Origin of the sequence: Pseudomonas sp. Irchel s3h9 (genome assembly GCF_900187475.1) — a bacterium.
GTDB classification, from domain to species: domain Bacteria; phylum Pseudomonadota; class Gammaproteobacteria; order Pseudomonadales; family Pseudomonadaceae; genus Aquipseudomonas; species Aquipseudomonas neuropathica.
The window spans coordinates 1-26,436 of sequence record NZ_FYDH01000028.1; the positions used below are offsets into that span (position 1 = coordinate 1).

The 26,436-nt window shown below is 58.6% G+C and carries 23 protein-coding genes; 8 read left to right on the forward strand and 15 right to left on the reverse strand.

All coding sequences use genetic code 11. The features are described from left to right. Positions 1-421 precede the first annotated feature (421 nt). The 3 genes from CKW26_RS29035 to CKW26_RS29045 form a co-directional block, all read right to left on the reverse strand. Positions 422-1,768 carry an ATP-binding protein gene (locus CKW26_RS29035; protein WP_095051103.1) on the reverse strand — a complete coding sequence of 449 codons (1,347 nt, stop codon included), beginning with the start codon at positions 1,766-1,768 and terminating at the stop codon, positions 422-424. After that, on the reverse strand, positions 1,765-2,442 hold the full coding sequence (locus tag CKW26_RS29040) for a response regulator transcription factor (protein WP_093442145.1): 678 nt from the start codon (positions 2,440-2,442) through the stop codon (positions 1,765-1,767). The genes CKW26_RS29035 and CKW26_RS29040 overlap by 4 nt, the downstream gene beginning before the upstream one ends. A gap of 149 nt (positions 2,443-2,591) precedes the next feature. Next, positions 2,592-3,194: an outer membrane beta-barrel protein gene (locus CKW26_RS29045; protein WP_095051104.1), complete on the reverse strand. Its 603-nt coding sequence runs from the start codon at positions 3,192-3,194 to the stop codon at positions 2,592-2,594. 143 nt (positions 3,195-3,337) lie between these two features. On the opposite strand from CKW26_RS29045, the gene CKW26_RS29050 reads away from it, so the two are divergent. Next, the gene (locus tag CKW26_RS29050; protein WP_095051105.1) at positions 3,338-4,129 is read left to right on the forward strand and encodes a dienelactone hydrolase family protein; all 792 of its coding nucleotides are present in this window, start codon (positions 3,338-3,340) and stop codon (positions 4,127-4,129) included. Between the two features lie 158 nt (positions 4,130-4,287). Continuing rightward, positions 4,288-5,013, forward strand: a complete 726-nt coding sequence (locus tag CKW26_RS29055) for a 4'-phosphopantetheinyl transferase (protein ID WP_095051116.1) — start codon at positions 4,288-4,290, stop codon at positions 5,011-5,013. A 116-nt stretch (positions 5,014-5,129) separates the two neighbouring features. Here the strand turns inward: CKW26_RS29055 and CKW26_RS29060 are convergent, their stop codons facing one another. After that, the gene (locus tag CKW26_RS29060; RefSeq protein ID WP_095051106.1) at positions 5,130-6,740 is read right to left on the reverse strand and encodes an ATP-binding protein; all 1,611 of its coding nucleotides are present in this window, start codon (positions 6,738-6,740) and stop codon (positions 5,130-5,132) included. Beyond that, positions 6,737-7,459: a response regulator gene (locus CKW26_RS29065; RefSeq protein WP_095051107.1), complete on the reverse strand. Its 723-nt coding sequence runs from the start codon at positions 7,457-7,459 to the stop codon at positions 6,737-6,739. The genes CKW26_RS29060 and CKW26_RS29065 overlap by 4 nt, the downstream gene beginning before the upstream one ends. An 876-nt stretch (positions 7,460-8,335) precedes the next feature. Here CKW26_RS29065 and CKW26_RS29070 point away from each other — a divergent pair. Continuing rightward, entirely contained in the window at positions 8,336-11,230 is a 2,895-nt protein-coding gene (locus tag CKW26_RS29070) for a ribonucleoside-diphosphate reductase subunit alpha (protein WP_095051108.1), read from the forward strand. A gap of 369 nt (positions 11,231-11,599) precedes the next feature. Here CKW26_RS29070 and flgE read toward each other — a convergent pair whose 3' ends face one another. The 6 genes from flgE to CKW26_RS29100 form a co-directional block, all read right to left on the reverse strand. Continuing rightward, positions 11,600-12,916 carry a flagellar hook protein FlgE gene (gene flgE / locus CKW26_RS29075; RefSeq protein ID WP_095051109.1) on the reverse strand — a complete coding sequence of 439 codons (1,317 nt, stop codon included), beginning with the start codon at positions 12,914-12,916 and terminating at the stop codon, positions 11,600-11,602. 30 nt (positions 12,917-12,946) lie between these two features. After that, positions 12,947-13,672, reverse strand: coding sequence for a flagellar hook assembly protein FlgD (gene flgD / locus CKW26_RS29080; protein ID WP_095051110.1), 726 nt, complete (start codon positions 13,670-13,672; stop codon positions 12,947-12,949). 15 nt (positions 13,673-13,687) lie between these two features. After that, positions 13,688-14,131, reverse strand: a complete 444-nt coding sequence (gene flgC, locus CKW26_RS29085) for a flagellar basal body rod protein FlgC (protein WP_003227217.1) — start codon at positions 14,129-14,131, stop codon at positions 13,688-13,690. Positions 14,132-14,134: 3 nt separating this feature from the next. Next, the gene (gene flgB / locus CKW26_RS29090; protein WP_007917581.1) at positions 14,135-14,542 is read right to left on the reverse strand and encodes a flagellar basal body rod protein FlgB; all 408 of its coding nucleotides are present in this window, start codon (positions 14,540-14,542) and stop codon (positions 14,135-14,137) included. A 374-nt stretch (positions 14,543-14,916) separates the two neighbouring features. Continuing rightward, complete coding sequence (cheR, locus tag CKW26_RS29095; RefSeq protein ID WP_016983976.1) at positions 14,917-15,744, reverse strand: protein-glutamate O-methyltransferase CheR; 828 nt, start codon at positions 15,742-15,744, stop codon at positions 14,917-14,919. A 46-nt stretch (positions 15,745-15,790) separates the two neighbouring features. Further along, entirely contained in the window at positions 15,791-16,723 is a 933-nt protein-coding gene (locus CKW26_RS29100; protein WP_007917585.1) for a chemotaxis protein CheV, read from the reverse strand. Positions 16,724-16,805: 82 nt separating this feature from the next. Here CKW26_RS29100 and flgA point away from each other — a divergent pair, with 82 nt between their 5' ends. The 4 genes from flgA to CKW26_RS29120 all read left to right on the forward strand — a co-directional run bounded on the left by flgA (position 16,806) and on the right by CKW26_RS29120 (position 19,393). Then, positions 16,806-17,567 (forward strand): flagellar basal body P-ring formation chaperone FlgA, encoded by a 762-nt coding sequence (flgA, locus tag CKW26_RS29105; RefSeq protein WP_026000512.1) that lies wholly within the window; start codon positions 16,806-16,808, stop codon positions 17,565-17,567. A 148-nt stretch (positions 17,568-17,715) separates the two neighbouring features. Further along, complete coding sequence (flgM, locus tag CKW26_RS29110; protein ID WP_077574151.1) at positions 17,716-18,042, forward strand: flagellar biosynthesis anti-sigma factor FlgM; 327 nt, start codon at positions 17,716-17,718, stop codon at positions 18,040-18,042. 48 nt (positions 18,043-18,090) lie between these two features. Further along, positions 18,091-18,558, forward strand: a complete 468-nt coding sequence (locus CKW26_RS29115; RefSeq protein ID WP_095051111.1) for a flagella synthesis protein FlgN — start codon at positions 18,091-18,093, stop codon at positions 18,556-18,558. Between the two features lie 88 nt (positions 18,559-18,646). Beyond that, positions 18,647-19,393, forward strand: a complete 747-nt coding sequence (locus tag CKW26_RS29120; RefSeq protein WP_093442101.1) for a flagellar brake protein — start codon at positions 18,647-18,649, stop codon at positions 19,391-19,393. 72 nt (positions 19,394-19,465) lie between these two features. Here CKW26_RS29120 and CKW26_RS29125 read toward each other — a convergent pair whose 3' ends face one another. The 4 genes from CKW26_RS29125 to CKW26_RS29140 form a co-directional block, all read right to left on the reverse strand. Beyond that, on the reverse strand, positions 19,466-20,845 hold the full coding sequence (locus tag CKW26_RS29125; protein WP_095051112.1) for an MFS transporter: 1,380 nt from the start codon (positions 20,843-20,845) through the stop codon (positions 19,466-19,468). A 69-nt stretch (positions 20,846-20,914) separates the two neighbouring features. Further along, the gene (locus CKW26_RS29130) at positions 20,915-22,156 is read right to left on the reverse strand and encodes a glutamine synthetase family protein (protein ID WP_177409300.1); all 1,242 of its coding nucleotides are present in this window, start codon (positions 22,154-22,156) and stop codon (positions 20,915-20,917) included. 200 nt (positions 22,157-22,356) lie between these two features. Further along, entirely contained in the window at positions 22,357-23,049 is a 693-nt protein-coding gene (locus CKW26_RS29135; RefSeq protein WP_093442086.1) for a sensor histidine kinase KdpD, read from the reverse strand. Further along, positions 23,046-24,650, reverse strand: coding sequence for a tetratricopeptide repeat-containing response regulator (locus tag CKW26_RS29140; RefSeq protein ID WP_095051114.1), 1,605 nt, complete (start codon positions 24,648-24,650; stop codon positions 23,046-23,048). Before CKW26_RS29140 ends, CKW26_RS29135 begins: the two co-directional genes overlap by 4 nt. Before the next feature lie 210 nt (positions 24,651-24,860). On the opposite strand from CKW26_RS29140, the gene CKW26_RS29145 reads away from it, so the two are divergent. After that, entirely contained in the window at positions 24,861-26,216 is a 1,356-nt protein-coding gene (locus CKW26_RS29145) for a lysozyme inhibitor LprI family protein (RefSeq protein ID WP_095051115.1), read from the forward strand. The last annotated feature ends 220 nt before the right edge of the window (positions 26,217-26,436 follow it).

A 26,436-nucleotide genomic window follows, 5' to 3' on the forward strand; every position in this document is an offset into this window, starting at 1 on the left:
GGCATCCACGATGTCTACTGGAGTAGACATCGTATCGCCCGAATCGACTTGAACTTGCAGATCGTGACGGCAGGTAAGAAGATCTAAAACCGTCCACCATGTCTCCGAACATGTGTCCACCATGTCTGCGGTACATACACCCGGAGGGAGAGGGGACTGATTGAGGGATGCTCAAGAAGTAGGCCGACCTGAACGCTCTCTACTGAATCCATAATCGACTGGCTATTTCAGGTCGATATAAAACGCCAGACACCCTCAGGGAGAGGGGACTGATTGGGGGATGGTTGAGAAATACGCCGACCTGCAAGCTCTCTATTGAATCCATATTCGACTCAAATCGCTCAGGTCGATCATTTTCGCAAGACACTTCGGTCAGTCCCCTCTACCTCTGGGAGAGGGTTAGGGTGAGGGCAACTCCCGATCACACCGCAGGAAAATGAATCCTGAACGCCGCCCCACCCATCGGTGAATCGCCCAACGCGAGTTTGGCGTTGTAGCTTTCAATAATGTCCTTGACCACCGCCAACCCGATCCCCTGCCCCGGATGCTGGGCATCCAGCCGCTCGCCACGCTCGAGAATCCGCGCACGCTGATCCGGCGGCACGCCCGGGCCGTCATCTTCGACGCACAGTTCAATCCCGGCCAGAGTCTCACGCACGCTGATGCGCACCTCGCCCAGGCACAGGCGATAGGCGTTTTCCAGCAAGTTGCCCATCATCTCCAGCAACGCGCCCTGCTCGATCGGCACATAGCAGTGCTCAGGCAGATCGAATGCCACGCGCACATGCTTATCGCGATACACCTTGTCGAGGGTGTCGCAGAGGCTTTTCAGCACCGGTTGCAAGCGCACCTGATGTCGCACCAGTCCGCTTTTGCGCAAGCTGGCCCGTTGCAGTTGATAGCTGATCTGCTGGCTCATGCGTTCGATCTGGCTTTGCAGCACCCAGGCCTGATCGCGCTCTTCGGGACGCTGGGCCATGTCTTCGCTGACACCTTGCAACACCGCCAACGGGGTTTTCAGGCTGTGCGCCAAGTCATCGAGGGAATCGCGATAACGACTGCGCTGCTGGCGCTCGCTGTGCAGCAAACGGTTGAGCGAGCCGGTCAGGCGCAGCAGTTCGCGTGGATGTTGTTCGGTGAGGCTTTCACGGGTACCGCCTTCGATTTCGTCGAGTTCCTGACTGAGCCGGCGCAAGGCTTTGAGGCCCCAGGTCAGGCCGATCCACAACAGCGCCAGCAACACGAGTAACGCAGCGCCGAAGCCCAGATAGAGATTTTCACGCAGGCCTTCGAGGGTGGTTTCGTACTCGCGCACCGGTTGCAGGGCGACGATGCTGAACGCCGCGCTTTTGCCGCCGAGCAATTTCACTTCAACGTCGTAGACGAAGAATTCCTGGCCGTTGGTTTCACGAATCCGCGCGAACTCGTTACCGAGGCCGTCATAGCGCGGCTTATAGTTGATCTGCTCTTCCTGGGTGGCTTTCGAGCGCCACACCAGATGCCCTTCGCGGTCGTAGATGTAGCCGAGCAAACGGAAGTCGGTGAGATTGAAGCGCTCATCCGGCAGTTGCGTCGGCATCACCAGCCGACCGTTTTCAATGCGCGCGGCCGAGATCAGCGTGGTCACGTCCGAGGCCAGCCGCTGCTCAATGGAATCCTGCAAGGCGAGGCTGAACGCGCCTTGCATCGCCGGCAGCAAGGCAAGCATGAACAATACCGCCAACGTGGTGGCGGCGAGCATCAAGCGAACGCGAAGGGAACGAATCAAGTGCAGCGCTCATTGAACAGGTAGCCGAGGCCGCGCACGGTGTCGATCGGCTTGAACCCGGCCGGGCCTTCGAGTTTTCGGCGCAGACGGCCGACCAGCACTTCGATGACATTTGGATCGCGCTCGTCGTCGTCCGGGTAGAGCTGCTCCATCAAGCGATCCTTGGGCACCACTTGCTGGTGATGGCGCATGAGGTATTCGAGGATGCGGTACTCGTAGGCGGTCAGCGCCAGCGGTTGCTCGTCGAGGCTCGCCTGTTTGCGATTGAGGTCGAGCAGCAGCGGCCCGGCGACGATGGTCGACTGGGTGAAACCGCTGGAGCGGCGCAGCAAGGCGTTCAGGCGCGCGTCGAGCTCTTCGAACTGGAACGGCTTGACCACGTAATCGTCGGCGCCGGCGGCGAGGCCTTCGACCTTGTCCTGCCAGTTGCCGCGCGCGGTGAGGATCAGGATCGGGAAGGTCTTGCCCGCCGCGCGCAATTGGCGAATCAGGTCGAGACCGCCCATGCCCGGCAGGCCGAGATCGATCACCGCCAGGTCGAAGTTGAACTGTCCGGTCTGGTACAGCGCCTCTTCGGCATTGGCCACGGACTCGACCACGTGGCCACTTTCCGTCAGGCGGGTTTGCAGGTGATGGCGCAACAGCGCTTCATCTTCGACGACCAACAGTTTCATAACACTCTCCCGGATAAATCAGAATCTCCAGTCACACACCTGTGGGAGCGAGCCTGCTCGCGAAGGCGATGGTTCAGTCGACATCTCATCGACTGAACCGGCACTTTCGCGAGCAGGCTCGCTCCCACATTGAACCTGCTGGCAACTCCTTAGAAATTGTAGTTAGCCGACAGGTAAGTCTGCGCGCTGCTGGTCAAATCCAGCGAACCTTGCTTGCTGCCACCGCGTTCGCTCATCTCGGTGCTGGCATTGCTGCGCAGGTAACGGTAACCGAGTTCGACCGAAGTGTTTTGCGATACTTGTTGCAACACACCGAGCTGACCACCGACGGCGTAACCAATATCACTGTCGCGGCTAAAGCCTGGCGATTCCTGAGTCAGCTTGGTCAAACCCGCCGTCGCGCCACCGAACAACTTGGTGCTGCCGCCTACCGGGTAGAACAGATCGTAGCTGCCCAGCAGGTTTTCCTGACGCAGTTTAATGCCATTGTGCGAGCCCGACACGTTGTCGTAGGTGGCGTAGTAGCGACCCTGGCTGTTTTGCTGACCGAGGCGTACGCCGTAGGTGTTGTTACCGTCGATGGCGCCGGTGGCGTTCGGGTGGTCGAGGTTGTTGTTCAGTGCGTGGGACTTGTCAATCTTGTCGCTGGTCTGGCCGAAGGACAGGCCGGCGAAATTCGAAGTGGTGTCAGCCTGGGCCGCGATACTGGCGCTCATTACGGTCAATGCCAGCAACAGTTTGTTAAAAGTCATGGGTATTTCCTCTTTCACAGTGCTGTTTGGGTATGGCGCAAGGTTACTGACCTCCCCCTGTACCGCCCCTGAACCGTCTCTGAACCTGACCTGAACCAAATGAACTAGGCTGTTTTGACCCTTTATTGTCAGGAGACCCGACCATGCGCCTGTTCCTCGCCCTTACTTTGCTGGCTGTCAGCAGCCTCACTCAGGCTGCGATCAAGACTGAAGAAATCCCCTATCAGAGCGCCGACGGCACGAAACTGATCGGCTACTACGCCTACGACGACGCCATCCAAGGCAAACGCCCGGGTGTCGTCGTGGTGCACGAATGGTGGGGCCTGAACGATTACGCCAAACGCCGCGCACGCGATCTCGCCGCACTTGGCTACAGCGCGTTGGCGATCGACATGTACGGCGAAGGCAAGAACACCGAGCACCCGAAAGACGCGATGGCGTTCATGCAGGCGGCGACTCAGGATGCGGCGGCTTCCAGCAAGCGCTTTGAGGCCGGGCTGAATTTGCTGAAGAAGCAGGCGCAGACCGACGTCAACAAAATCGCCGCCATCGGTTACTGCTTCGGCGGCGGCGTGGTGCTCAACGCCGCGCGACAAGGAGAGCCGCTGGCAGGTGTGGTGAGTTTCCACGGCGCGCTGGCGACCAAGACCCCGGCGACACCCGGCAGTGTGAAGGCGAAGATTCTGGTCGAACACGGTGCGCTGGACAGCATGGTCACTCCAGACAATGTCACGGCGTTCAAGACGGAAATGGACAAGGCTGGCGCTGACTATAAGTTCGTCAGCCTCGACGGCGCCAAGCACGGATTTACCAATCCGGATGCCGATCGCCTGAGCCATGGCGAGCACGGTGGCCCGGACATCGGGTACAACAAGGCAGCGGATGAAAAATCCTGGGCGGACATGAAAGCGTTCTTGCAGAAAATCTTTAGCTGACCCCTCCGCACCTGATCGCTCCCACGCTCCGCGTGGGAATGCAGCCCGGGACGCTCTGCGTCCCAAAGCGAACGCAGAGCGTCCATTGAGGCATTCCCACGCAGAGCGTGGGAACGATCATCTCGACCTTGTCTCGACTAACCGGCAAAATGCCCGCCATGAATCTCACCCCCGCCCTCCCCGCCTGCTGCACCGCGCTCGACAGCCACTGGCCGTTGCCGACGGTGTTGCCTGATACCGTGCTGCTCAGCACCCATTTCGATCCGGCACAACTGCTCGGCGATGATTTCCAGCGCAGCGCCGTCGTTGCCCCGCCAAGCATTCAGCGCTCGGTGGCCAAACGTCAGGCGGAATTCCTCGCCGGGCGGATTTGCGCCCGTGCAGCGTTGCAGCAACTGGAAGGCAGCAGCGTTGTGCCAGCGATTGGTGAAGACCGCGCGCCGATATGGCCCGCGCATATCTGCGGCTCAATCACGCACAGCACCGGACGCGCGGCAGCGATTGTCGCCAACAAAAGGCACTGGCGCGGTTTGGGCATGGATCTGGAAAACCTGCTCGACACCGAACGTGCCGAGCGGCTGGCTGGGGAGATTCTGACGCCACCTGAAATGCAACGCATGACGGCCGCCTCGCGGGATCAGTTGGCGCTGTGGGTGACGCTGACGTTTTCGGTGAAGGAAAGTCTGTTCAAAGCGCTGTACCCGATTGTGCAGAAGCGCTTTTATTTCGAGCACGCTGAAGTGCTGGAGTGGACTGAAGCGGGTCAAGTGAGGTTGCGGCTGTTGGCGGACTTGTCGGCCGAGTGGCGTAACGGCGTTGAACTGGAGGCGCAGTTCGGGGTGCGGGATGGGCAGTTGTTGAGTCTGGTCAGCATCAAAGCCTGAAGATTTGTGTTGCGGGCGCTCGCGCTTTCGCGAGCAGGCTCACTCCTACATTTGAAATGCGTTCCCCTGTAGGAGTGAGCCTGCTCGCGATGAGGCCTGCCGAACCAACACAAGACTCAACGGCGTTCCTGATTCCTCGGCCAACTCAGGCTAAAGCAAGCCCCACCCAGACTCTTGCTCTTGCCAATGATCGCCCGGCCGTCATGCCAGTGAATGATCCGTCGCACAATCGACAAGCCCAGGCCATGCCCGCCCGACGCCCGCGTACGGCTGTCATCCAGGCGTAGAAACGGCGTGAAAATCCGCTCCCACGCTACTTCCGGCACGCCCGGGCCGTCATCTTCGACATCCACGCGACAGCGCAATTGCCCGACCTGATAACTCACCGTCACCTTCGAGCGTGCGTGGCGCATGGCGTTGCTCACCAGATTCTGCAATGCCCGGTGCAGATAACGCGGCTCGGCCTCGACCCAGGCATCATCGTTATCGGCGGCAGACAGGCACAATCCCCGCTGCACAGTGACCTCGGCGCGCAACGGCGCCAGCTCTTCAATCACCTGATTGACCAGCGCATCCAGATCGATGCGCTGGAACGTCAGCGCCGGCGAACCCTGCTCCAGTCGCGCATAGGTGAGCATTTCATCGACCAGCTTATCGAGGTCTTCGATGTCGTGATCCATGCCTTCGCGGTATTTCTCCAGCGCTTGCGGGGTGGTCGCCGAGCCAATCATTTCCAGACCGAAACGCAGACGCGCCACCGGCGTGCGAAGTTCATGAGAGACCGCACGCACCAGTTCGCGCTGGATTGCCAGTAGCTGCTGCAAGTGCTCGGCCATGCCGTTGAACGCCGCCGCCAGACGCCCGACCGAGTCGGCACCGCGCGCCGGCACACGAGTTTCCAGGCTGCCCTTGGCAATGCGCGTGGCCGCCGCTTCGAGGCCGCGTAAACGGCGTTCGAGCTGGCGCACCAACAGATAAACAATGAGGCCGATCAGGGTCAGGCCGAGTGCCGCAATCAGCACCAGCCATTCCGGCGGATACGGGTTCATCTGATACAGCGGCCCGATTTCCAGCACCCACGGCGTGCCGACCATGCCGGCAAACACGCGGATCGAATCGCCGCCCTTGCCCAGCGCCATCACCGTGTCGCCTTCGGCCACGCGGCGGCTCTGGTCTTCGTCCATGTCGGCGTCATTCACCGTGACCAGGCGCAAATCGAAACCGAAGCCCTTCTCGTCCTTTATCTGTGCGAGGCGCTTGGGTTGCTCGGCGACCGGCACGCGCACCAGTTCATCGGCCAGCAGGTAAATGGTTGCGCGGGCCAGTTGCTCGCTGATTTGCTGAACTTCACCCACCAGTACGAGCTGTTCCTTGTCGCTGACCATCCGGTAAACCTTCGCTGCGTGCGGACCGGTCTGCTCGACCAACGCCTGCCCCCGTTGCACGCGGGTGCGCTGGGTCAGATCGAGATCGGTCTCGGCGAACTTCTTCAGCGCCAGCGGAATCCCCAGCAAACGCTCCCACACCAGCAACGCGCGATGGCGCTCGGTTTCATTCATCGGTTGCAGGTTGCCGGCCATCAGCGAGAACGTGCCGTGTGCCAGCCGCTCGCGATACTGCTCGCTGCGCACCTGATTGAGCAGATTCAGCGCCAGCACGCCGAGCACCGCCACCAGAATCAGCGCTGCGCACATGCCGCCGTAGATGCGCAGGAAGATCGAGTTCACAGCGGCAGATCTACGCAGGCTTCAGGAACGAACAGATAACCTTTGCTGCGAATGGTCTTGATCAGGCGTGGATGGTCGGGGTCGTCGCCGATTTTCGGGCGGATGCGCGAGATGCGCACATCAATCGAACGGTCCTGACCGTCATAGCCGATGCCGCGCAGTGCAGTGAAGATTTCTTCGCGGGACAGAATCCGCCCGGCGTTGGACACCAGCAGCCAGAGCAGATCGAATTCGGCGCTGGTCAGCTCGATGCCGTTGTCGCTCAGCCACGCTTCGCGCAAGGCGTTGTCGACCACCAGCGGGCCAAATTGCAGACGGCGGGATTTTTCGGCGAGCGGTTCAGGTGTATCGCTACGGCGCAGCAACGCTTGAATGCGCGCCAGCAACAGCCGTGGGCGCACCGGTTTGCACACGTAATCGTCGGCACCGAGGTCGAGGCCCTGAATCTGATCGGCATCGTCAGTGCGTGCGGTGAGCATCAGAATCGGCCCGTCATACTGATTGCGCACCTTGCGACAGATGCTCAGGCCATCTTCGCCCGGCAGCATCAGATCGAGGATCACCAGATCCGGCTGCTCCTTGATGATCCGCGCCGCCGCCAGCGCCCCGTTGCCTTCGATATTCACGCGCAGTCCATTGGCTTGCAGGTAGTCGCGCGTCAATTCGGCCAGCCGCTGGTCATCCTCGACGATCAATACCTCAAAGGCTTGTTGCTCCACCGGTGACCTCTGCTTTCTATTGTTATTAATAAAAGGAAGGCGATTGCCCGGACACACAATCCCCTGTAGGAGCTGTCGAGTGAAACGAGGCTGCGATCTTTTGATCTTGCTTTTCAAGATCAGGATCAAAAGATCGCAGCCTTCGGCAGCTCCTACAGGGGTACGCGATATTCAGCGTGATCCTCCCGTCCTTTTGTCATGTTTCTAGAGGATAAGAATGCCTGCGCATGGGCCGATTGTATAAACGGCGTCCAGCCAGAACACAAGTCGGTAAATGCGTTCGGACAAGGCAGTTTTTTGTGATAGGGTTCGCGCCCTTAAAAATCCGCTGAAGCGTTTTTCCCGGTGAAAAAACAGTGACAGACGGTCTAGCTCAGCAGGTTCGCGGCCTACACGCGAATTCCGGATTTCTTACACAATTTACGCACAGGTTTATCCACAGCTAGTACGTTGCAAGCACCCGTGAAACGCATTATCTTGTAGCACGGCGCAGGGAGAGACCCCACATATAGGGTTTTCCGCTTAAACGCCCAACCACATTTCAGACCTGAAACTCAAGCGATTTATTGCCTGTTTCCGGTTGAACCCAGCAAGTTTTTCAAAGCCCAAACCGCACTTGCGGATGGCACCGTTTTTTACCTCGCAGCGGCGAGAACGGTACGGGTGTTGCAGTCATTACTGTCACCCGGGAAGGAATCCGGCTCGAGCCCTGGCTCGTAGCCAAAAACTTCGGCAAGGATGCGGCTTCATCAGCCTTTTTTCCTACTGTCCCGAAGTTGTTATACCCGACGCCCGTCGGCTGTAGTGCTTCTGGACAGAACGGTGGGCACCATGATGGTGCCCAAACAAACATAGAGAATGTGGAGACCACCCCCCATGCAAACCGACACAACTCGCGAGAACCCGCAGGGCACCTTGCCGCAGGCCGCTGATTCGAATTCGGATCTGGCAGCCACCGCGCCTGGTCAACTGCGCGTGATCAAGCGCAATGGCACTGTCGTTCCTTACACCGATGACAAGATCACCGTCGCTATCACCAAAGCGTTCCTCGCAGTTGAAGGCGGCACCGCTGCCGCTTCGTCGCGAATCCATGACACCGTTGCCCGTCTGACCGAACAGGTCACCGCGACCTTCAAGCGTCGCATGCCGTCGGGTGGCACCATCCACATCGAAGAAATCCAGGACCAGGTCGAACTGGCCCTGATGCGTGCCGGTGAGCAGAAAGTCGCTCGCGACTACGTGATCTACCGTGACGGTCGTTCGAAAGAACGTGCTGCCCACGCGCCGGCCGAAGAAGCGGTCAACGCTCACCCGTCGATCCGCATTACCCGTGCCGACGGCAGCCTGGCGCCGCTCGACATGGGCCGCCTGAACACCATCGTCACCGAGGCCTGCGAAGGTCTGGAAGAAGTCGACGGCGACCTGATCCAGCGCGAAACCCTGAAAAACCTGTACGACGGCGTGGCCCTGACCGACGTCAACACCGCCCTGGTGATGACCGCCCGTACCCTGGTCGAGCGTGAGCCGAACTACTCGTTCGTGACTGCCCGCCTGCTGATGGACACCCTGCGTGCCGAAGGTCTGGGTTTCCTCGGTGTGGCCGAAAGCGCCACTCACCACGAAATGGCCGACCTGTACGCCAAGGCACTGCCGGCTTACATCGCCAAAGGTATCGAGTTCGAACTGCTGAACCCTGTGCTGGCTTCCTTCGACCTGGAAAAACTGGGCAAGGCGATCAACCACGAGCGTGATCAGCAATTCACCTACCTGGGCCTGCAAACCCTGTACGACCGTTACTTCATCCACAAGGATGGCGTGCGTTTCGAACTGCCGCAGATCTTCTTCATGCGCGTGGCCATGGGCCTGGCGATCGAAGAGAAGCAGAAAGAAGACCGTGCGATCGAGTTCTACAACCTGCTGTCTTCCTTCGACTACATGTCGTCGACCCCGACCCTGTTCAACGCCGGTACCCTGCGTCCACAGCTGTCGAGCTGCTACCTGACCACCGTGCCGGATGACCTGTCGGGCATCTACCACGCGATCCACGACAACGCCATGTTGTCGAAATTCGCCGGTGGCCTGGGCAACGACTGGACGCCTGTTCGCGCTCTGGGTTCGTACATCAAGGGCACCAACGGCAAGTCGCAAGGCGTTGTGCCGTTCCTCAAAGTGGTGAACGACACCGCTGTAGCCGTTAACCAGGGTGGCAAGCGCAAAGGCGCTGTCTGTGCCTACCTGGAAACCTGGCACATGGACATCGAAGAGTTCATCGAACTGCGCAAGAACACCGGTGATGATCGTCGTCGTACCCACGACATGAACACCGCCAACTGGATCCCTGACCTGTTCATGAAGCGTGTTTTCGATGACGGCAAGTGGACCCTGTTCTCGCCATCCGAAGTACCGGACCTGCACGACCTGACCGGCAAAGCCTTCGAAGAGCGCTACGAGTACTACGAAGCGCTGACCGAATACCCAGGCAAGGTCAAACTGTTCAAGACCATCCAGGCCAAAGACCTGTGGCGCAAAATGCTCTCCATGCTGTTTGAAACCGGCCACCCATGGCTGACCTTCAAAGACCCGTGCAACCTGCGCAGCCCGCAGCAGCACGTCGGCGTGGTTCACAGCTCGAACCTGTGCACCGAAATCACCTTGAACACCAACAAGGACGAGATCGCCGTTTGCAACCTGGGCTCGATCAACCTGCCGAACCACATCGTTGACGGCAAGCTGGACACCGCCAAGCTGCAACGTACCGTGAACACCGCTGTACGCATGCTCGATAACGTGATCGACATCAACTACTACTCGGTGCCACAAGCGAAGAACTCCAACTTCAAGCACCGTCCGGTCGGTCTGGGCATCATGGGCTTCCAGGACGCGCTGTACCTGCAGCACATCCCTTACGGTTCCGACGCTGCCGTCGAGTTCGCCGACAAGTCGATGGAAGCGGTCAGCTACTACGCGATCCAGGCGTCCTGCGACCTGGCTGACGAGCGTGGCGCGTACGAGACATTCCAGGGTTCGCTGTGGTCCAAAGGCATCCTGCCGCTGGATTCGCAACAGATCCTGATCGAAGCCCGTGGCCAGAAGTACATCGATGTCGACCTGAACGAAACCCTCGACTGGGCACCGGTTCGCGCCCGTGTACAGAAAGGTATTCGTAACTCGAACATCATGGCCATCGCACCGACCGCGACCATCGCCAACATCACCGGCGTCTCGCAGTCGATCGAACCGACCTACCAGAACCTGTATGTGAAATCGAACCTGTCGGGCGAATTCACCGTGATCAACCCGTACCTGGTTCGCGACCTGAAAGCTCGCGGTCTGTGGGACTCGGTCATGATCAACGACCTGAAGTACTACGACGGTTCGGTTCAGCAGATCGAGCGCATCCCGCAAGAACTCAAAGAGCTTTATGCGACCGCGTTCGAAGTGGACACCAAGTGGATCGTTGACGCCGCCAGCCGTCGTCAGAAGTGGATCGACCAGGCCCAGTCGCTGAACCTGTACATCGCCGGCGCATCGGGCAAGAAGCTCGACGTGACCTACCGCATGGCCTGGTACCGTGGCCTGAAAACCACTTACTACCTCCGTGCCCTGGCCGCGACCAGCACCGAGAAGTCGACCATCAACACCGGCAAGCTGAACGCTGTTTCCAGCGGCGGCAACCACGGCGACGATTCGGTTCTGGCAGCACCTGCCGGTCCTGCTCCAGTGCCAAAGGCTTGCGCGATCGACGAGCCGGATTGCGAAGCTTGCCAATAAGCTGAGCTGAATCAGGCGTTGCGAGACGCCTGATTCTTCCAGGCAAAATAAAACCCCCGACAGACTTCTGGTGTGTCGGGGGTTTTCTTTTGGGCGCCGTTTACCTTCGGCAGCGCTTACAGAAGTTGAGTACATCTGGCAGAGGCTGCCTGGCTCTCAGGTCGCCTTCGCGAGCAAGCTCGCTCCCACAGTGGGATTGGGAGTGTGCAATCGGAGATTGGTCGGAGTGAGTCGCTGTAAGAGCGAACCGCCAGCCGCAGCACCCGAAGCAACGGATATACACCCAATCAAAACAGCCCCCCCCCCAAAAAAAGCCCAACAAAAAAGCCCCTCAAAAGAGGGGCTTCCTTGCACAAGCAGATACCAGAATCAGGTCATCTGAATGATGGTCTGCATGATGGTGCTCTGAGTCGAGATGGTCTTGGCGTTCGCCTGATAGTTGCTCTGGCCCTTGATCAGGTCTACCAGCTCGTTGGTCAGGTTAACGTTCGACTCTTCCAGCGAGTTGGAAACCACCTCACCCAACGTACCGGTTTTCGGCGCATCGTAGCCTGGAATACCCGAAGCGAAAGTCTCCTTCCAGCTAGTGCCGCCGACTGCCTGCAAGCCTTGTTCGTTGGTGAAACTCGCCAGTGCGACCTGGCCAATAGCCTTGCTCTGGTTGTTGCTGAAGTTGGCGAACAGCGTACCGGTGCCGTCGATGGTCAGGTTGGTGATCTGGCCAGTGGCGTAACCATCCTGCGTCGGGATCGAACGCGCGGTGTCAGCGTTGTACTGGGTGGTCTGAGCCATCGAAATGGTGATACCTGCCGGGTTCGCGGCCGCACCATTAGCCTTGAACGTACCATTGACGACATTACCCGGCACCCAACCCGTGAGCTTCAGGTCACTGCTGATCACCGGGCCAGGCAGGGTGCTGACCTGCGTCAGCTTGCCAGCGGAGTCAAAGGTCATGGTGGAAGGCACCGGCGCGGTGACTTTTGGATCACTGCCCGTTGCATCCGGGTTACGACCGTCCACCAGGGTATAGACCTTCCAGGTGTTGGCACCGGTTTTCACCACGTACTGATCCATGGGGTGCATGTTGCCCTGGCTGTCATAGATCGGCGTGCTGAACGATTTGGTGTAGGTCGCGAGGTTGCTCGGATCGAACTTGCCGGCGGCCACTGTGTCGTCGATCACTGGCGCAGTCGAGTTCAGGTTGATGGTCGAGGTCACCAGCGAGGTGGACTTAGGCGCCAGGTTTGAAGTGTCGATCTTGAGGTCGGTCAACACACCATTGACGATCTTACCGTTGGCATCCACACCATAACCTTGCAGACGCGAGGTGTAGTCGGTGTTGGTGATGTAACCGGCGTTGTCGACCTTGAACGTACCGGCACGGGTGTAGGACACCGAGCCATTGTTGCTCATGGTGAAGAAACCGGAACCGTTGATGCCCATGTCCAACACGTTGCCGGTGTTGTTGATGTCACCTTGGGTGAACTGCTGGGAAACGTTGGCCAGACGCACACCATTGCCGATCACTTTGCTGCCGCTGCCCAGGCGAGTCGACGAGTAAACGTCTTCGAATTCTGCACGGGACGATTTGAAACCGGCGGTCGCGACGTTGGCGATGTTGTTGCCGGTCACGTCCAGTTGTTTGTTGGCTGCATAGAGACCGCTAAGGCCGATATTGAAAGACATATTCCACTCCTTTGTGCCGGTTAGTCGGCTCTATATACCAATGGTTTGTACTTTGGACAGGGCAACGGTGCCCTTGCCGGACAGGTTGAGCATCAGCTCGCCGCCGGTCTGGCTGATCGTCACGCTGGTGACGGTGGCCGGCAGGTAGGTCGCCATGTCGGTCGAGGTGCCATTGATCGATGCGTTGGCCTTGACGGTATAGGTACCGGTCTTGACCAGATTGCCGTCCTTGTCCTTGCCGTCCCAGGTGAAGCTCGCGCTGCCTGCGGCGCGACTGCCCAGATCGATGGTGCGAACCACCGTGCCGCTGCTGTCGGTGATGCTGACGGTGCCGCCGGCAATCGACGACGGAACGGTGACCGAGCCGGTCATGCCTTTGCTCGGATCGTCGAGCTGAACCGAGTTGGTCTGCACGATCACATTGCGACCCACCAGCGACGAAGCCTGCAACGCCTGCGAGGAGTTGTAGTTGCCGGCCAGCGAGCTGACAGTGCTGTTGAGGGTGGTGATCCCCTCAAGGCTGCTGAACTGTGCCAACTGCGCAACGAAGGCACTGTTGTCCTGCGGATCAAGCGGGTTCTGGTTTTTCAGCTGGGTGACCAGCAATTGCAGGAACGCATCCTTGCCCAGTGCCTGGCCGCCGGTGGCGCTGTTGGTCGCCGAAGCAATGCCACCGGTGGTCGAACTGGTCTTTTTCGACGAGTTCGCCAGGATGTCATTCATGCTCAGGCTGCTGGTGGTATCGGAAACACTCATGGCAGTCGCCCCTTATTACTGACCGAGGGTCAGTACCTTCTGCATCATGGTTTTGGCGGTGTTCATCATTTCGGCGTTGGTCTGGAACGAGCGGCTCGCGGAAATCATGTCAGCCATTTCTTCCACCACGTTGACGTTCGGGTAGTAGACGTAGCCTTTGGCGTCGGCCGCCGGATGGTTCGGCTCGTAGCGCGCTTCGAGGTTGCTCTGGTCTTCGACCACACCGAGCACCTGTACGCCCTGACCGGCCGCGTCCTGGCTCTGGAACAGTGAATTGCTGCCGCTGTTCTGGCCGCCCTGGAACATGGTGGCGAACACCGGGTGACGGGCGCGATAGGTCTGGTCGATGCTCGACGAGACGGTTTCGGCGTTGGCGATGTTCGACGCCACGGTGTTCAGACGCGTGGTTTGTGCGCTCATGCCGCTGCCGGCAATGTTGAAAACGCTGGACAGGGACATGGATTACTCTCCGCGCAGGGCTGACACCAGCCCTTTGAATTTGCTGTTGAGCAGGGTGAAGCTGGCCTGGAAGCCGACGGCGTTTTCCGCGTAGTTCGACTGTTCCAGTTGAGCGTCCACGGTGTTCTGGTCGATCGACGGTTGCATCGGCGTGCGATACATCAGCGATTCGTCGCCATTGCCCAGGCCTTCAGCTTCGATGTGACGGCTGTTGGTCATGTTCAGGGCGATGGTGCCGTTAGCGTTTTTCTGGGTCTGTGCTTCAAGCACTTTGGAGAAATCCAGATCCCGAGCCTTGTAGTTCGGGGTGTCGGCGTTGGCGATGTTGTTGGCCAGCACTTCGGCACGCTGGGCGCGGAAGCCCAATGCCTTTTCGTGAATGCCGAGCGCTTTATCGAAGCTGATGCTCATGTCGGGAACCTTCAGGTGACCGGTTTTTCGTAACTGAGCTTTAGCAAGCGCCGTGCCAAACGGCAAAACACCCATAAACCGGGGCTTTGCGGGGCATCGGCAAAGCGGCAATGCCAGAAAAGCGGCAACCGGTTTCCGCCGGATGCCGCTTTTCTGCCGCTTGCCGTCCTTGCCAGGTCAACGCAGATCCCCTGTGGGAGCGAGCCTGCTCGCGAAGGCGGCGTGTCAGTCGCCAACTGTTTTACTGACAGACCGCTTTCGCGAGCAGGCTCGCTCCCACAGGGGGGGTGTGGTGTTCGTGGGAAATAAAATAATTGGGGCATAAAAAAACGGGAGGCCTTAAGGCTTCCCGTTTTTTTGTATTGCCGCTGCAATCATTTCGCCTGGTAAATAATCCCCGGGCTGCACTGCACCATCTGGTAATGATCCGGCAAGCCGTTCAACGCTTCGGAAGCGCCAAGGAACAGATAACCGCCCGGCTTCAACGTGCTGTGAATGCGCAACAGGATGTCTTTCTTCACTTCGGCAGAGAAGTAGATCAACACGTTGCGGCAGAACACGATGTCGAACTTGCCCAGCGCGGCATAGCTGTCGAGCAGGTTGAACGAACGGAACTCTACCCGGTTCTTGATCGGCGCCTTGATCACCCAGCGGCCCGGCCCTTTCGGGTCGAAGTAACGCTGCAGGCGTTCCGGCGACAAACCACGACCGATGGCCAGACTGTCGTACTCGCCGGTCTTGCAGTTGGTCAGCATAAGGCCGGACAGATCAGTGGCAACAATCTGCACGCCCATCTTCAGTTGACCAAGGTTGGTCCGCTCGAACTCGTCGATCGACATCGACAGCGAGTACGGTTCCTGGCCCGACGAGCACGCCGCTGACCAGATCCGCAAGCGCTGGTTGGGGCTGGCCTTGATCGCTTCAGGCAGCACCTTGTTCTTCAAGACTTCAAACGGATAGGTGTCACGAAACCACAGGGTTTCGTTGGTCGTCATGGCATCGACCACCTGCTCGCGCAAACCGCTGCGCGGCTGGGTCTGGATGCGCTGAACCAGCTCACCCAGGGATTTGATGCCTTGCTGCTCCATCAGTTTGTTGAGACGGCTCGAGACCAGGTACTGCTTGTTTTCACCGAGCAGAATGCCACAGGCTTTTTCCAGGAAGACCCGGAACTGTTCGAAATCCAAATTACCCGTAGACAATGATGCCGCCTCTTAAATCGTGTTGACCGCCAGGAGCAAAACGCTCCTAGCTGATATCTGCTGCTTTGATCCGGTCGACTACCCGGGATGCGAGGTCATCAGGACGGAATTTGGCCAAAAAGTCATCTGCACCGACTTTCTTGACCATCGCCTGATTGAATACCCCCGACAACGAAGTATGCAGGATGATATGAAGCTTTTGCATGCGTGCGTCGCCGCGGATTTCCGCCGTCAGGGTGTACCCGTCCATCTCCGGCATCTCGATGTCGGAAATCATCATCAGGAACTCTTCTTCCGGCTTCTTGCCCTCATCGACCAGCTTGCGCAGGTAATCCAGCGCCTGTTTGCCGTCGTTCAGCGCCACCACTTCGACCCCGATTGTCTGCAGACAACGCGTGACCTGCTTGCGCGCCACCGACGAGTCATCGACCGTCAAGACACGCAATGACAGTGCCTTGGTCTGGGTCTCGACATCGACCACGCCCACCGAAATCGCTTCCGGTGTCGGCGCAACTTCCGCCAGCACTTTCTCGACGTCGATGATTTCGACTAACTGATTGTCCACCCGAGTCACAGCGGTCAGGTAGTGATCGCGACCCGTGCCCTTGGGCGGTGGATGAATCTCTTCCCAGTTCATGTTGACGATGCGCTCCACCGAGCGGACCAGGAAACCCTGGGTCTTGGTGTTGTACTCCGTGATGATCACGAACGGGTTGTTCTTGTCCTTCAACGCTCCGGAACCGGTGGCCATTGCCAGATCAAGGATCGGAATGGTCGCCCCCCGGATATTTGCCACCCCGCACACGACAGGACTGGACTTGGGCATCAACGTCAGCGACGGGCACTGCAACACTTCCCGCACCTTGAACACGTTGATTCCGTAGAGCTGCTGACCGTCAAGACGGAACAACAACAGCTCCAGGCGATTCTGCCCCACCAGTTGCGTGCGCTGGTTCACCGAATCCATTACACCAGCCATGCCCAGACTCCTACACCAACGCCAAGTGTTGTTGCGACGCACATTCATTGCTAAACGGCACGGCGCTTGCTTTTTAACTCGTATGAACGCTCAAACGACATTTTTCCGACACCTGACCTCCCGCGCTCGCAAAAGCCTTTGCGCGATGTCCGCCGTCTGCTGCTTTTTCGCTGGCAGCCCTGCCATTGCTGATGCGGTTACCTTGCCTGACATGCTTATCGGCGTCACTCAGGGCTTTCTTGAGTTCACCGTAGAAGACTATCTGGCCACCAGTCAAACGGAAGGCCGCTACGAGATCGAAGTAAACCAGCTCGACCCCCGTATGCGCATGCCTATGTGCGACAAGGAATTGACAGCGACTTTGGAGAGTCCGGCACGTCCGCTGGGCCGGGTTACCGTGAAGGTCCGTTGTGAGGGCGCCTCGCCCTGGACTGTGTTCGTGCCCGCTCAAGTCCGCCTGTTTCGCGAGATTGTGACAACCACCCGACCGCTGAAACGTGCAGGGATCATCGAACCACAGGACGTGACCCTGCGTGAACGCGACGTGAGCACGATCAACCAAGGCTTTCTGACCTCGGTAGACGAAGCGATCGGGCAGAAATTAACCCGACCAACGGTAGCCGATCAGGTCATTACTCTGGTCCATCTGGAACAGGCGGAAGTCATTCGCAAGGGTGATCAAGTGGTCATCACTGCCCGCAGCGGCACACTCGCCGTGCGCATGCCCGGTGAAGCGCTGGCCAATGGCGGTTTGAAAGAACAGATCCGGGTGAAAAACCTCAACTCGCAAAGGGTCATCAAGGCGCAAGTCACCGCGCCCGGCCAAGTGGAAGTGGCGATGTAGAAAACTGGCGCTGACCCCGGCTGTTCCCTAAACTGTGCCGCAGCAGGACACGCGCCGGCGCATGCAAGGCTCATTGTAAATGTGCCTAAAGTTTTCCAGGGGATGGCCGAAAACATGGCAAGCGTCCAAATTCCCAGAGGTTTTTATCATGGTCATCGATTTCAGCCGTTTGAACAGCTCCTCGTCACTTACGGGCAGTACACGTACCAGCAACGCCAAGGAAACCGCCGAAACCGGTACCTCCGCGCCGCTGAATACCCAGGCCGAACCGGCCAGTACCGCAAAAAGCGGGGAATCGGTACACCTCAGCAATGAGGCTCAACAGTTGCAGAAGGTCACTGACAAGCTGCGCGATCAACCTGCTGTCGACAAAGCCCGTGTGGCCGAGTTGAAAGCCGCGATTGCCGATGGCAGCTATAAAGTCGACAGCAACCGTGTAGCCAGCAAACTGCTCAACTTCGAAGCCCAGCGCTAGGCTTTTGCCGGCGCCAGGCTTTTGGACGCTTAAAACCCAAGGCCAGCCATGCACGACACTAATTTATTGCAATTGATCAACGACGACTTTGCTCCAGCTCAACAATTGCTGGAGTTGCTGCAAACCGAATCCCTCGCGTTGCACGGTCGCGACATGCCCTTGCTGGAAGAAATTCTGGCGCATAAACAGGCATTGATCATTCTGCTTGAACAGCATGGCCGCAAACGCAGCGAAATCCTCGCCAGCCTCAACTTGCCGACAGACCGCAGCGGTCTGGAGCAACTGGCTGGCCAGTCGAGCATTGGCGAGCAGTTGTTGGCGCAAGGCGATGCATTGACCGATCTGATCGCTCAATGCCAGGCCGCCAACGTCAAGAACGGCCAGTCGATCCAGATCCAGCAGGCCGCCACGGCCAATCAGCTGAAGATCCTCACCGGCGGTGAAGCGCCGGCGCTGTATAACGCCAGCGGTACATTTGCCAAACCCGCCACACCGCGTCCGCTCAGCCAGGCATGAGCCGTTGATGCGCCAGCTCTATCAACCCGCGAAACATGCTGGCAAAATGCTGGCTAGTCGTCATATTTTGTCTGGAGATTGATAAACCGTGTCCAACGCCCTCAGCGCGGATGATGCTCCGCAGCCCCCTAAGGTGCTTACCACGCCACTGGAAATCTCCAGCAACCTGCGCCAGCTGCAAGAAAGCCACGATCCGCTGATCATCACCTTTCATGAGCGCAGCCAGCGCTTCCAGAGCTATCTGATCAAAGTCGACCGCGACAGCGCTACGATCGCACTGGACGAGATGATCCCGCGTGATGGCGAACGCTTCCTGCAGGCCGGTGAGCCATTCAAGGTTGAAGGTTTTCATGAAGGCGTGCGCATCGCCTGGGAATGCACCGGCACGCTGAATATCGAAGAATCCGAGGGTGATCGTTTCTACACCGGCGCACTGCCGACTGAAGTGGTTTACCACCAGCGCCGCAATGCCTTCCGTGCGGCACTAAAACTGACCGATCTGGTCAGCGTTGAACTGGGCGGCGAAAAACTCAAGGCGCCAATCAACGGCAAACTGCTGGATATCTCCGCGACCGGCTGCAAGCTGCGTTTCGAAGGTGATATCACCGACCGCCTGCAATTGGGCCAGGTTTATGACCGCTTGATCGCCCCGCCGCTGTTCGGCAACCAGCCGATCTCCGTCGAATTGCGCTATCTGCATTTCGAAGAAAAACTCAACATCACCTTTGCCGGTCTGCGTTTCCACAACATCAGTGGCCAGGCTGCGCGCAACGTTGAGCGTTTCGTGTATCAGTTGCAACGTGAAGCACGCCGTTTCGACAAAGACGATCTCTGATTCGCACGGCCAATAAAAAGGGCAGTCCTTGGCGGGACTGCCCTTTTTTATGCGCGATGTTTTTTGTTCAGTTCAGGGTCTACCGCCGCTGAGATCAGGCGCGGGTTTATCGGTATCCGATTCGACTTCTGCCGCAGGCTCTGACGGAGTATCAGCTTCAGGCTCGGGACTCGCCGGCGTCTGCACCGGATCCTGCACCATCTGCTCCTGCACCACCTGCTCGTCTACCCGAGGATCGAGGGCCGCCACCAGCGGTGAGCTGGACATGCTGTCCGGCATGGCCACGTGATGCAGCGGCGCGTCGTCGACCTGATGCAGATTGGTCACCGCTTTCGGCCGGATCCGCCACACCAGCACCAACGCGAAGAAGCTGAAGAACGCATACAGGCTCTGGCTGCCAAACAGCTTCATCAACACGCCCGCAAGCAACGGTCCGATGCTCGCACCGACACCATAAGTCACCAGCAGCATCGCGGTCAGCGACACGCGACGATCGCCTTCGACGTGGTCGTTGGAGAATGCCACTGCCAGTGGGTACAGACAGAACTGCACCAGTGAACACAGGAAACCAACCCCGAACAACACCTCCAGCGGAACCTGCGGCAGCACGGCCAACGGCAACGCCGCCACCGCCAAAAACCCGGCAAAGCAGCGAATCAGCAGCGCCCGGTCATAACGATCGGACAACCAGCCCAACGGCCACTGCACCAATAAACCGGCAAAGATGCAGCTACCCATGAACAGACCAACCTGCTCGGTCGATAGCCCTTGTTGCGAGGCGTACAGCGGTGCCAGACCGTAAAACGAGCCGATGATCAAACCGGCACCCAGCACCGTACTCAACGACTGCGGTACGCGCTTGATAAAGAAGCGTGGCTCCATCGGCGCCGGATGCAGTGGCGCCGGGTGAATCCGCCGCGTCAATGCCACGGGCACCAGACACAGGGCGAAACACAGCGCGACCAGCATCAGCAGTTCCAGCCCCAGGCCCGGATGCATGACCAGAATCAGTTGGCCGAGGACCAGGCCCAGGTACGAAGCGATCATGTAGCCGCTGAACACCAGGCCACGCTGATTGGCGTCCGCCTGTTCGTTGAGCCAACTCTCGATCACCATGTATTGGCACATCATGCCCAGACCGACGATGGTCCGCAGCACCAGCCACGCCGGCAGCCAATCGACCAGACCGTGGCCAAGCACCGCCGCCCCGACGATCCCGGCACAGGCCGAATAAGCACGGATGTGCCCGACCCGGGCAATCAGTCGGTGACCGATCTTGCCACCCAGCACCAGACCGAAATAGTTGGCCGCCATCAGCGCGCCGACCCAGAGGCCGTCGACATTGTCAGCGGCCAGACGCAATGCCAGATAAGTGGATAGAAGGCCCGAGCCGATCAACATCATCAGCGAGGCGAAATACAGTGCTCGAAAGGATTTCCAGATTTGGCGCATCGGCGTTCCGAGCGGCTCCTTGCAGTAGATATCGGGCTACCAGAACGATAGCCCGATGGCGGCGGTACGTCAGGCCTGGGCTGCTAGAACACGTCGTTCCCAGGGAGTGATTTCATCAAAGAAGCTGGTCAACTCCATGGTCTTCGAAGCGATGTAGCCTTCGATGAACTCCTGTCCGAACAGTTCCCTCGCCAATTGGCTACGTTTCAGACGTTCGAGCGCGGCGTGCAAGGTACACGGCAGCGCAAGATTGTCCGGCACCGCGAACTCGCCCTGAATCGCTTCGCTCGGTTCCAGCTCATTCTCGATCCCGTGCAAACCGGCAGCCAGACTGGCGGCGATCGCCAGATACGGATTCGCATCGGAGCCCGGCAAACGGTTTTCCACCCGACGGGCAACCGGCGAACTGGCCGGAATTCGCAGGCCGGCCGCCCGGTTGTCGTGCGACCAACAGGCGTTGTTCGGTGATGCGTACGGATGGCACAGGCGCTGATAGGAATTCACATTAGGTGCAAACAGTGCGGTGAAATCGGCCATGCCCGCCTGCTGGCCACCGATGAAGTGGCGAAACATCGCGGTTGGCTCGCCGTGCGCATCACTGAAGACATTCTTGCCGCTAGCGGTCTCGACGATGCTCTGATGAATGTGCATCGAACTGCCTGGCGTGTGTGCCAGCGGCTTGGCCATGCACACCACGGTCAGGCCGTGCTTGAGCGCGACTTCCTTGAGCAGGTGCTTGAACAGGAACGTCTGATCGGCCAGCAGCAGTGGATCACCGTGCAGCAGATTGATCTCGAACTGGCTGACGCCCATCTCGTGCATGAAGGTATCGCGCGGCAGACCGAGTGCCGCCATGCACTTATAGACTTCGTTGAAGAACGGCCGCAGACCGTTATTGGAACTGACGCTGAACGCCGATTGGCCATCCTCGCGACGCCCGTCAAGGCCTACTGGCGGACGGAACAGCTGGGTCGGATCGGTATTCGGCGCGAAGACAAAGAATTCCAGCTCGGTCGCCACCACCGGCGCCAGGCCGCGCGCGGCATAACGGGCAATGACTTTCTTGAGCTGACCGCGAGTCGACAGGTTGGAGCTCTCGCCGCTCAACTCATCGGCATCGCAAATCGCCAGGGCACGCGGGTCGTCACTCCATGGCAAACGATGGATCTGGGTCGGGTCAGCAATCAGGGCGAGATCGCCGTCGTCGCTGCCGTAAAACCGTGCTGCCGGGTAACCGCCCATGATGCATTGCAACAGCACGCCACGGGCCAGTTGCAGACGCCGCCCTTCGAGGAAACCCTCAGCGGTCATCACTTTGCCGCGCGGCACGCCATTCAAATCCGGCGTAACACACTCAATCTCATCAATGCCGGTCAATCGCTGCGCGAGTGAACGCTGGCCATCGGTTGTCATGACGCAATCCTTGTTATTGTGCGAGCCGCGAACGGCGACCCGCACAAAATAGGCTCCGGCTGTTCGGAATATCAAGCAGCGTCAAACAAAAACCTGTGTCACGGCAGATAAAGGCTGAACACCCCGCCGCCAAGCGGTCCGCCGTTGCGGATTTCGGTGCGCCCTTCGACACCATTGCGCTGATGCAGCGCCGCGATACGATTGGCGAAATACAAACCGAGCCCGGTGCTGCCACTGCTGTGATTGATGCCCTGTACATAATCGGCCTGGCGCTCGAGCATCTCGGCCGGATAACCGTCGCCGTCGTCGTTGATACTCAGCACCAGTTGCCCGGCCTCGTCACTGACGGTGATCAGCAGCGATTCGCGGGCGTAACGAATGGCGTTATTGATGCAGTTGCCCAGCACCGAAGCAATCAGCTCACGGTCGAAGAAGCCCAACGGGCTCAGCGGATCGACTTCATAGGTGGCGATGATCCCGCGACTGGCAAACACCTCCTGATGCGCCGCCAGTTGCGCCTCGATAAAGTCATCGAGTTCGTGATAGGCCGGTTGCAGCGGCATCTGGTTGACGCCGAGCTTGTACAGCCCGAGCAGTTGCACCAGCATGCCGTTGAGATGGGCAAACTCGAAGTCGATCACGCCTTGCTCCGCGCCTAGCCGTTGCGCCTCAGGCAACCGCGCCAGCCATTGGCTGTGGGCCTGCATGAGCATGGCCAGCGAGTTCTTCATGTCGTGGACGGTGGAGGCGATCACCGTAGAAAAATCCAGAGCTTGCTCGTCGTGGTTCATTCGCCAAACGCCTTGCTTTTCAGCTTCTGATAACGCGCAAAACGCGCGTCGGTGTCGGGCATCAGGCCAACCATTTTCAGGCAGGCCCGACATTCTTCCAGTTCCGCCGACGGCACACTGATGTCGGTGCCGTGGAGCAGCGACTGGGCCATGTTCAGCGCAATACTGATGTTCTTCGGTTGCATCTTCAGCGCCTTGCGGAACACATCACGGGCCTCCACCAGGTTGCCGGTCTTGTACACGCGCACGCCCTGACGGTTGAGGTCAGCAGCGGCGTTGCTGGAACTGAGGATAGTCGGGTCATCAGTGAGCTTGGCGATGTCTTTCATTACTGCCGGATCGTCACCGTAGATCTCCGCGCAGCTCTTGAGCATCGAGGTGCCCGCCTCGGCCTGTCCGAGCATCTGCAATTGCTTGGCGACCAACAGCGCAGCTTCCGGACTCATGAACTGCTCCATGCCGTCGAGGCGCATCAGCGCTTGCTCGGTGAGCTTGTCAGCGGTCTCGGCATCGTTGAGCAGCAGGCTGGTGGCTTTCATCAGACGCGCGCGAATCTGCAGGCCGGGGTCGCTCGGGTTTTCTTTGGCCACCGCACTGAGCGTGGTGTTGATCTCCAGGCGTGTGCGCGTGTCGAGCCCGCGCTCACTGCCTTTGCTGATCAGCGCGTGAGCCAGGCCGAGATTACTTTCCGGATCCTTGAAGCGCGACTGCGCGCCTTGCGCTACGGCCTGACGATAGGCGCGGGACGCGGTGTCGAAGTCTTCGTTGGCCATCGCCAGTTTGCCCAGCAACGCCTGCCGACGCACCGCCAAGGGAGACAGGCGAATCGCCTCCTCCAGCACCCGTTGCGCACCTTTGCTATCGCCTTCGGCGACCAGTACATCGGCCATGCCGTCGTACAGCGCCGGCATCATCGGGAACACCTTCAGGGCCTTTTCATAAACGCCCTTGGCTTGCGCCACTTGGCCACGCTTGAACAGCAATTTGCCAAGTCCGGCAAATGCCCATGGCAACGGCCGGTCAGCAATGATGCTGTCATAGAGTCGTTCCAGCGCTTCGTTCTGATTCATCTCGCGCAGCGCATCGGCGCGATAACGCAGGCACAGCGGTGAATAGCGAATGTCCTGCTTGCACAGGGCGATGCAGGCGTTAAGCACCTCGACCGGTTTGCCGCGATCGAGGGCTTGTAGAATCGGTTTGAGCAACGTCTTGCGCTGTTCCAGACGCTCCAGGCGCTGGGCCAGGCCGGAGCGGTTGAACGGCTTGGTCAGGTACGCATCCGGTTCGTGCTCCAGAGCACTGAGCACCATCGCCTGACTGGTCTCGGCCGTCACCATGACAAACACCGCTTCATGGCTGATGAGCTTTTCCGACATCAGATCTTCGAGCACCTGCTGGCCGTTCTTCTTGCCATCGCCGAGATGGAAATCCTGCAGAATGAAATCGTAGGACTTCTGCGCGCACATCTTCAGCGCCTGCTCACCGGTATCGGCCGTGTCGACGTCCTTGACCCCGAGCTCACGCAGCATCGAACGCACGGAACTGCGGAAATCCGAGAAATCATCGACGATCAGAAAACTTTTTTGGTGATACGACAGCATCGAAGATTTCCAGGCAATTGAAGTGAGGGCAATTTCAGGCGCGCAGATGATAGCTGGCGGCAAAATGCTATCAAGCGATTTCGCGCGACTTTTAAGTCACCGAATGGGTTATCGGCCAGAAGTGCGGTTCCCTGAAGCCAGCGCTTCAAGATTCCTCTGCGAGCATTTACCCTGCGCGCCAAGACAACTTCCCACTACAAGGCTTACATCGTGTACATCAAAGGACGCTACATCGTGTCCGCTTGCGCTCTGCTGTTTGTTCAGCAGGCAATGGCGGCTGGAATGGATTGCACAAAAGCGGCGAATGCCGCCGAAAACACTGTTTGCGCGGGCAAAGGACTTTATGAACAAGATGTACAGATGGGCTCTGTTTATCGAGCATTAATAAAGGCGTCCGCCCAGGTACAGCCCGAACTGAAACGTACTCAACGACTGTGGTTAAAGGCTCGCAATGAATGCGCCGACGATGTCTCGTGCCTGAATCAGCGTTATGACGAGCGCCTGAAAGTCCTTCAGGCACTGTTGACGGACGCGCTTGCCTACCCACCGGATGACCTCGATACGCAAGTGATGCATGAACTGAGCAACAGCATTCAAGCAGCGAGCAAGGATAATCCGGAGTTTGCCCTGGAGCGTACGCTTGAAGCCTTTGGCATCCGCGCGGGCAAGACCTCGTTCTCTGGAGACGTCGACAAGGATGATCCAAGCGACACGCACTTTCCGAAATCGAAGCCCGCAGGTCTCACGCCAGACGAGTGGCAGGCGCTGAGGACGTCGGACATTTCCGGCGCTGCCGATTTCGGTCACTCCACGTACACCCTGCTGGACATGGACGACGATGGTCAGCGCGACCTTATCGTCGATACCTACACCGGCGGCACAGGTCTGTTTACCTACACGGAGACCTGGCGGCGAACCGGCGAGCGTTTCATCAAGAGAAGCCCGGCCGCGGAAAGTTCGTTGTTCCACACCAATGACCGCGGCGCCAACCAATCAGCAAAATGGATAAGTATCCGTGGAAAAGTGTATGCGGCTTATCGCAGTGGTGCCTACGGAGTTGATCAGCTTTACTTGCTAAACCCGCTCAGAATCAACAATCGGGTACCGACGATAGCGGTTCATTACCGTTACGACCTGAAGGTGCCCACCCTTCAACATAAGGAAGACGGCACCACCACTTACGAGTTGGAGCCCGCTCTGCAACAGACACTTGACCGGGCGATAAGCAAAGCGACGCAGGCGGGAGAAGTCAGTTCAGCGAACACGCCGCTCTGCCCTGTCCCGGCCAGTGGCGCAGGAGAAAACGACTATTACAGCTATGGCATGGCGCCCTACACCCTCGAAGTTGTCACGAATCTGGGGGTTGTCATTGGCAATGATTGTTATATCGGCGCGTTGATCAACTGGTTCGGCAGCTACTACGAAAAGGAAGGATTGTCGGCACAACTGGTATTGCGCAAACCGGATGCCGAAGCCACTGGGCTTAGTTATGACGTGAATGGCAAACGCCATGTCAGCGCCGTGAGCGCAGCACTGGGTAAAGTTGAAACGGACGACGGCGCGTAGCATGACTTCTCGCGCTCAAGGTTAGCGACGGTTGGGGCAGGTAATACGTTGGTGAACGTATTACCTGTCGCGAGCTGAAACTTTCCTGCGGCCAAAACAAAACCCCAACTGCTTTCGCAATTGGGGTTTCGGAATTTAATCTTGACGATGACCTACTCTCACATGGGGAAACCCCACACTACCATCGGCGATGCATCGTTTCACTGCTGAGTTCGGGATG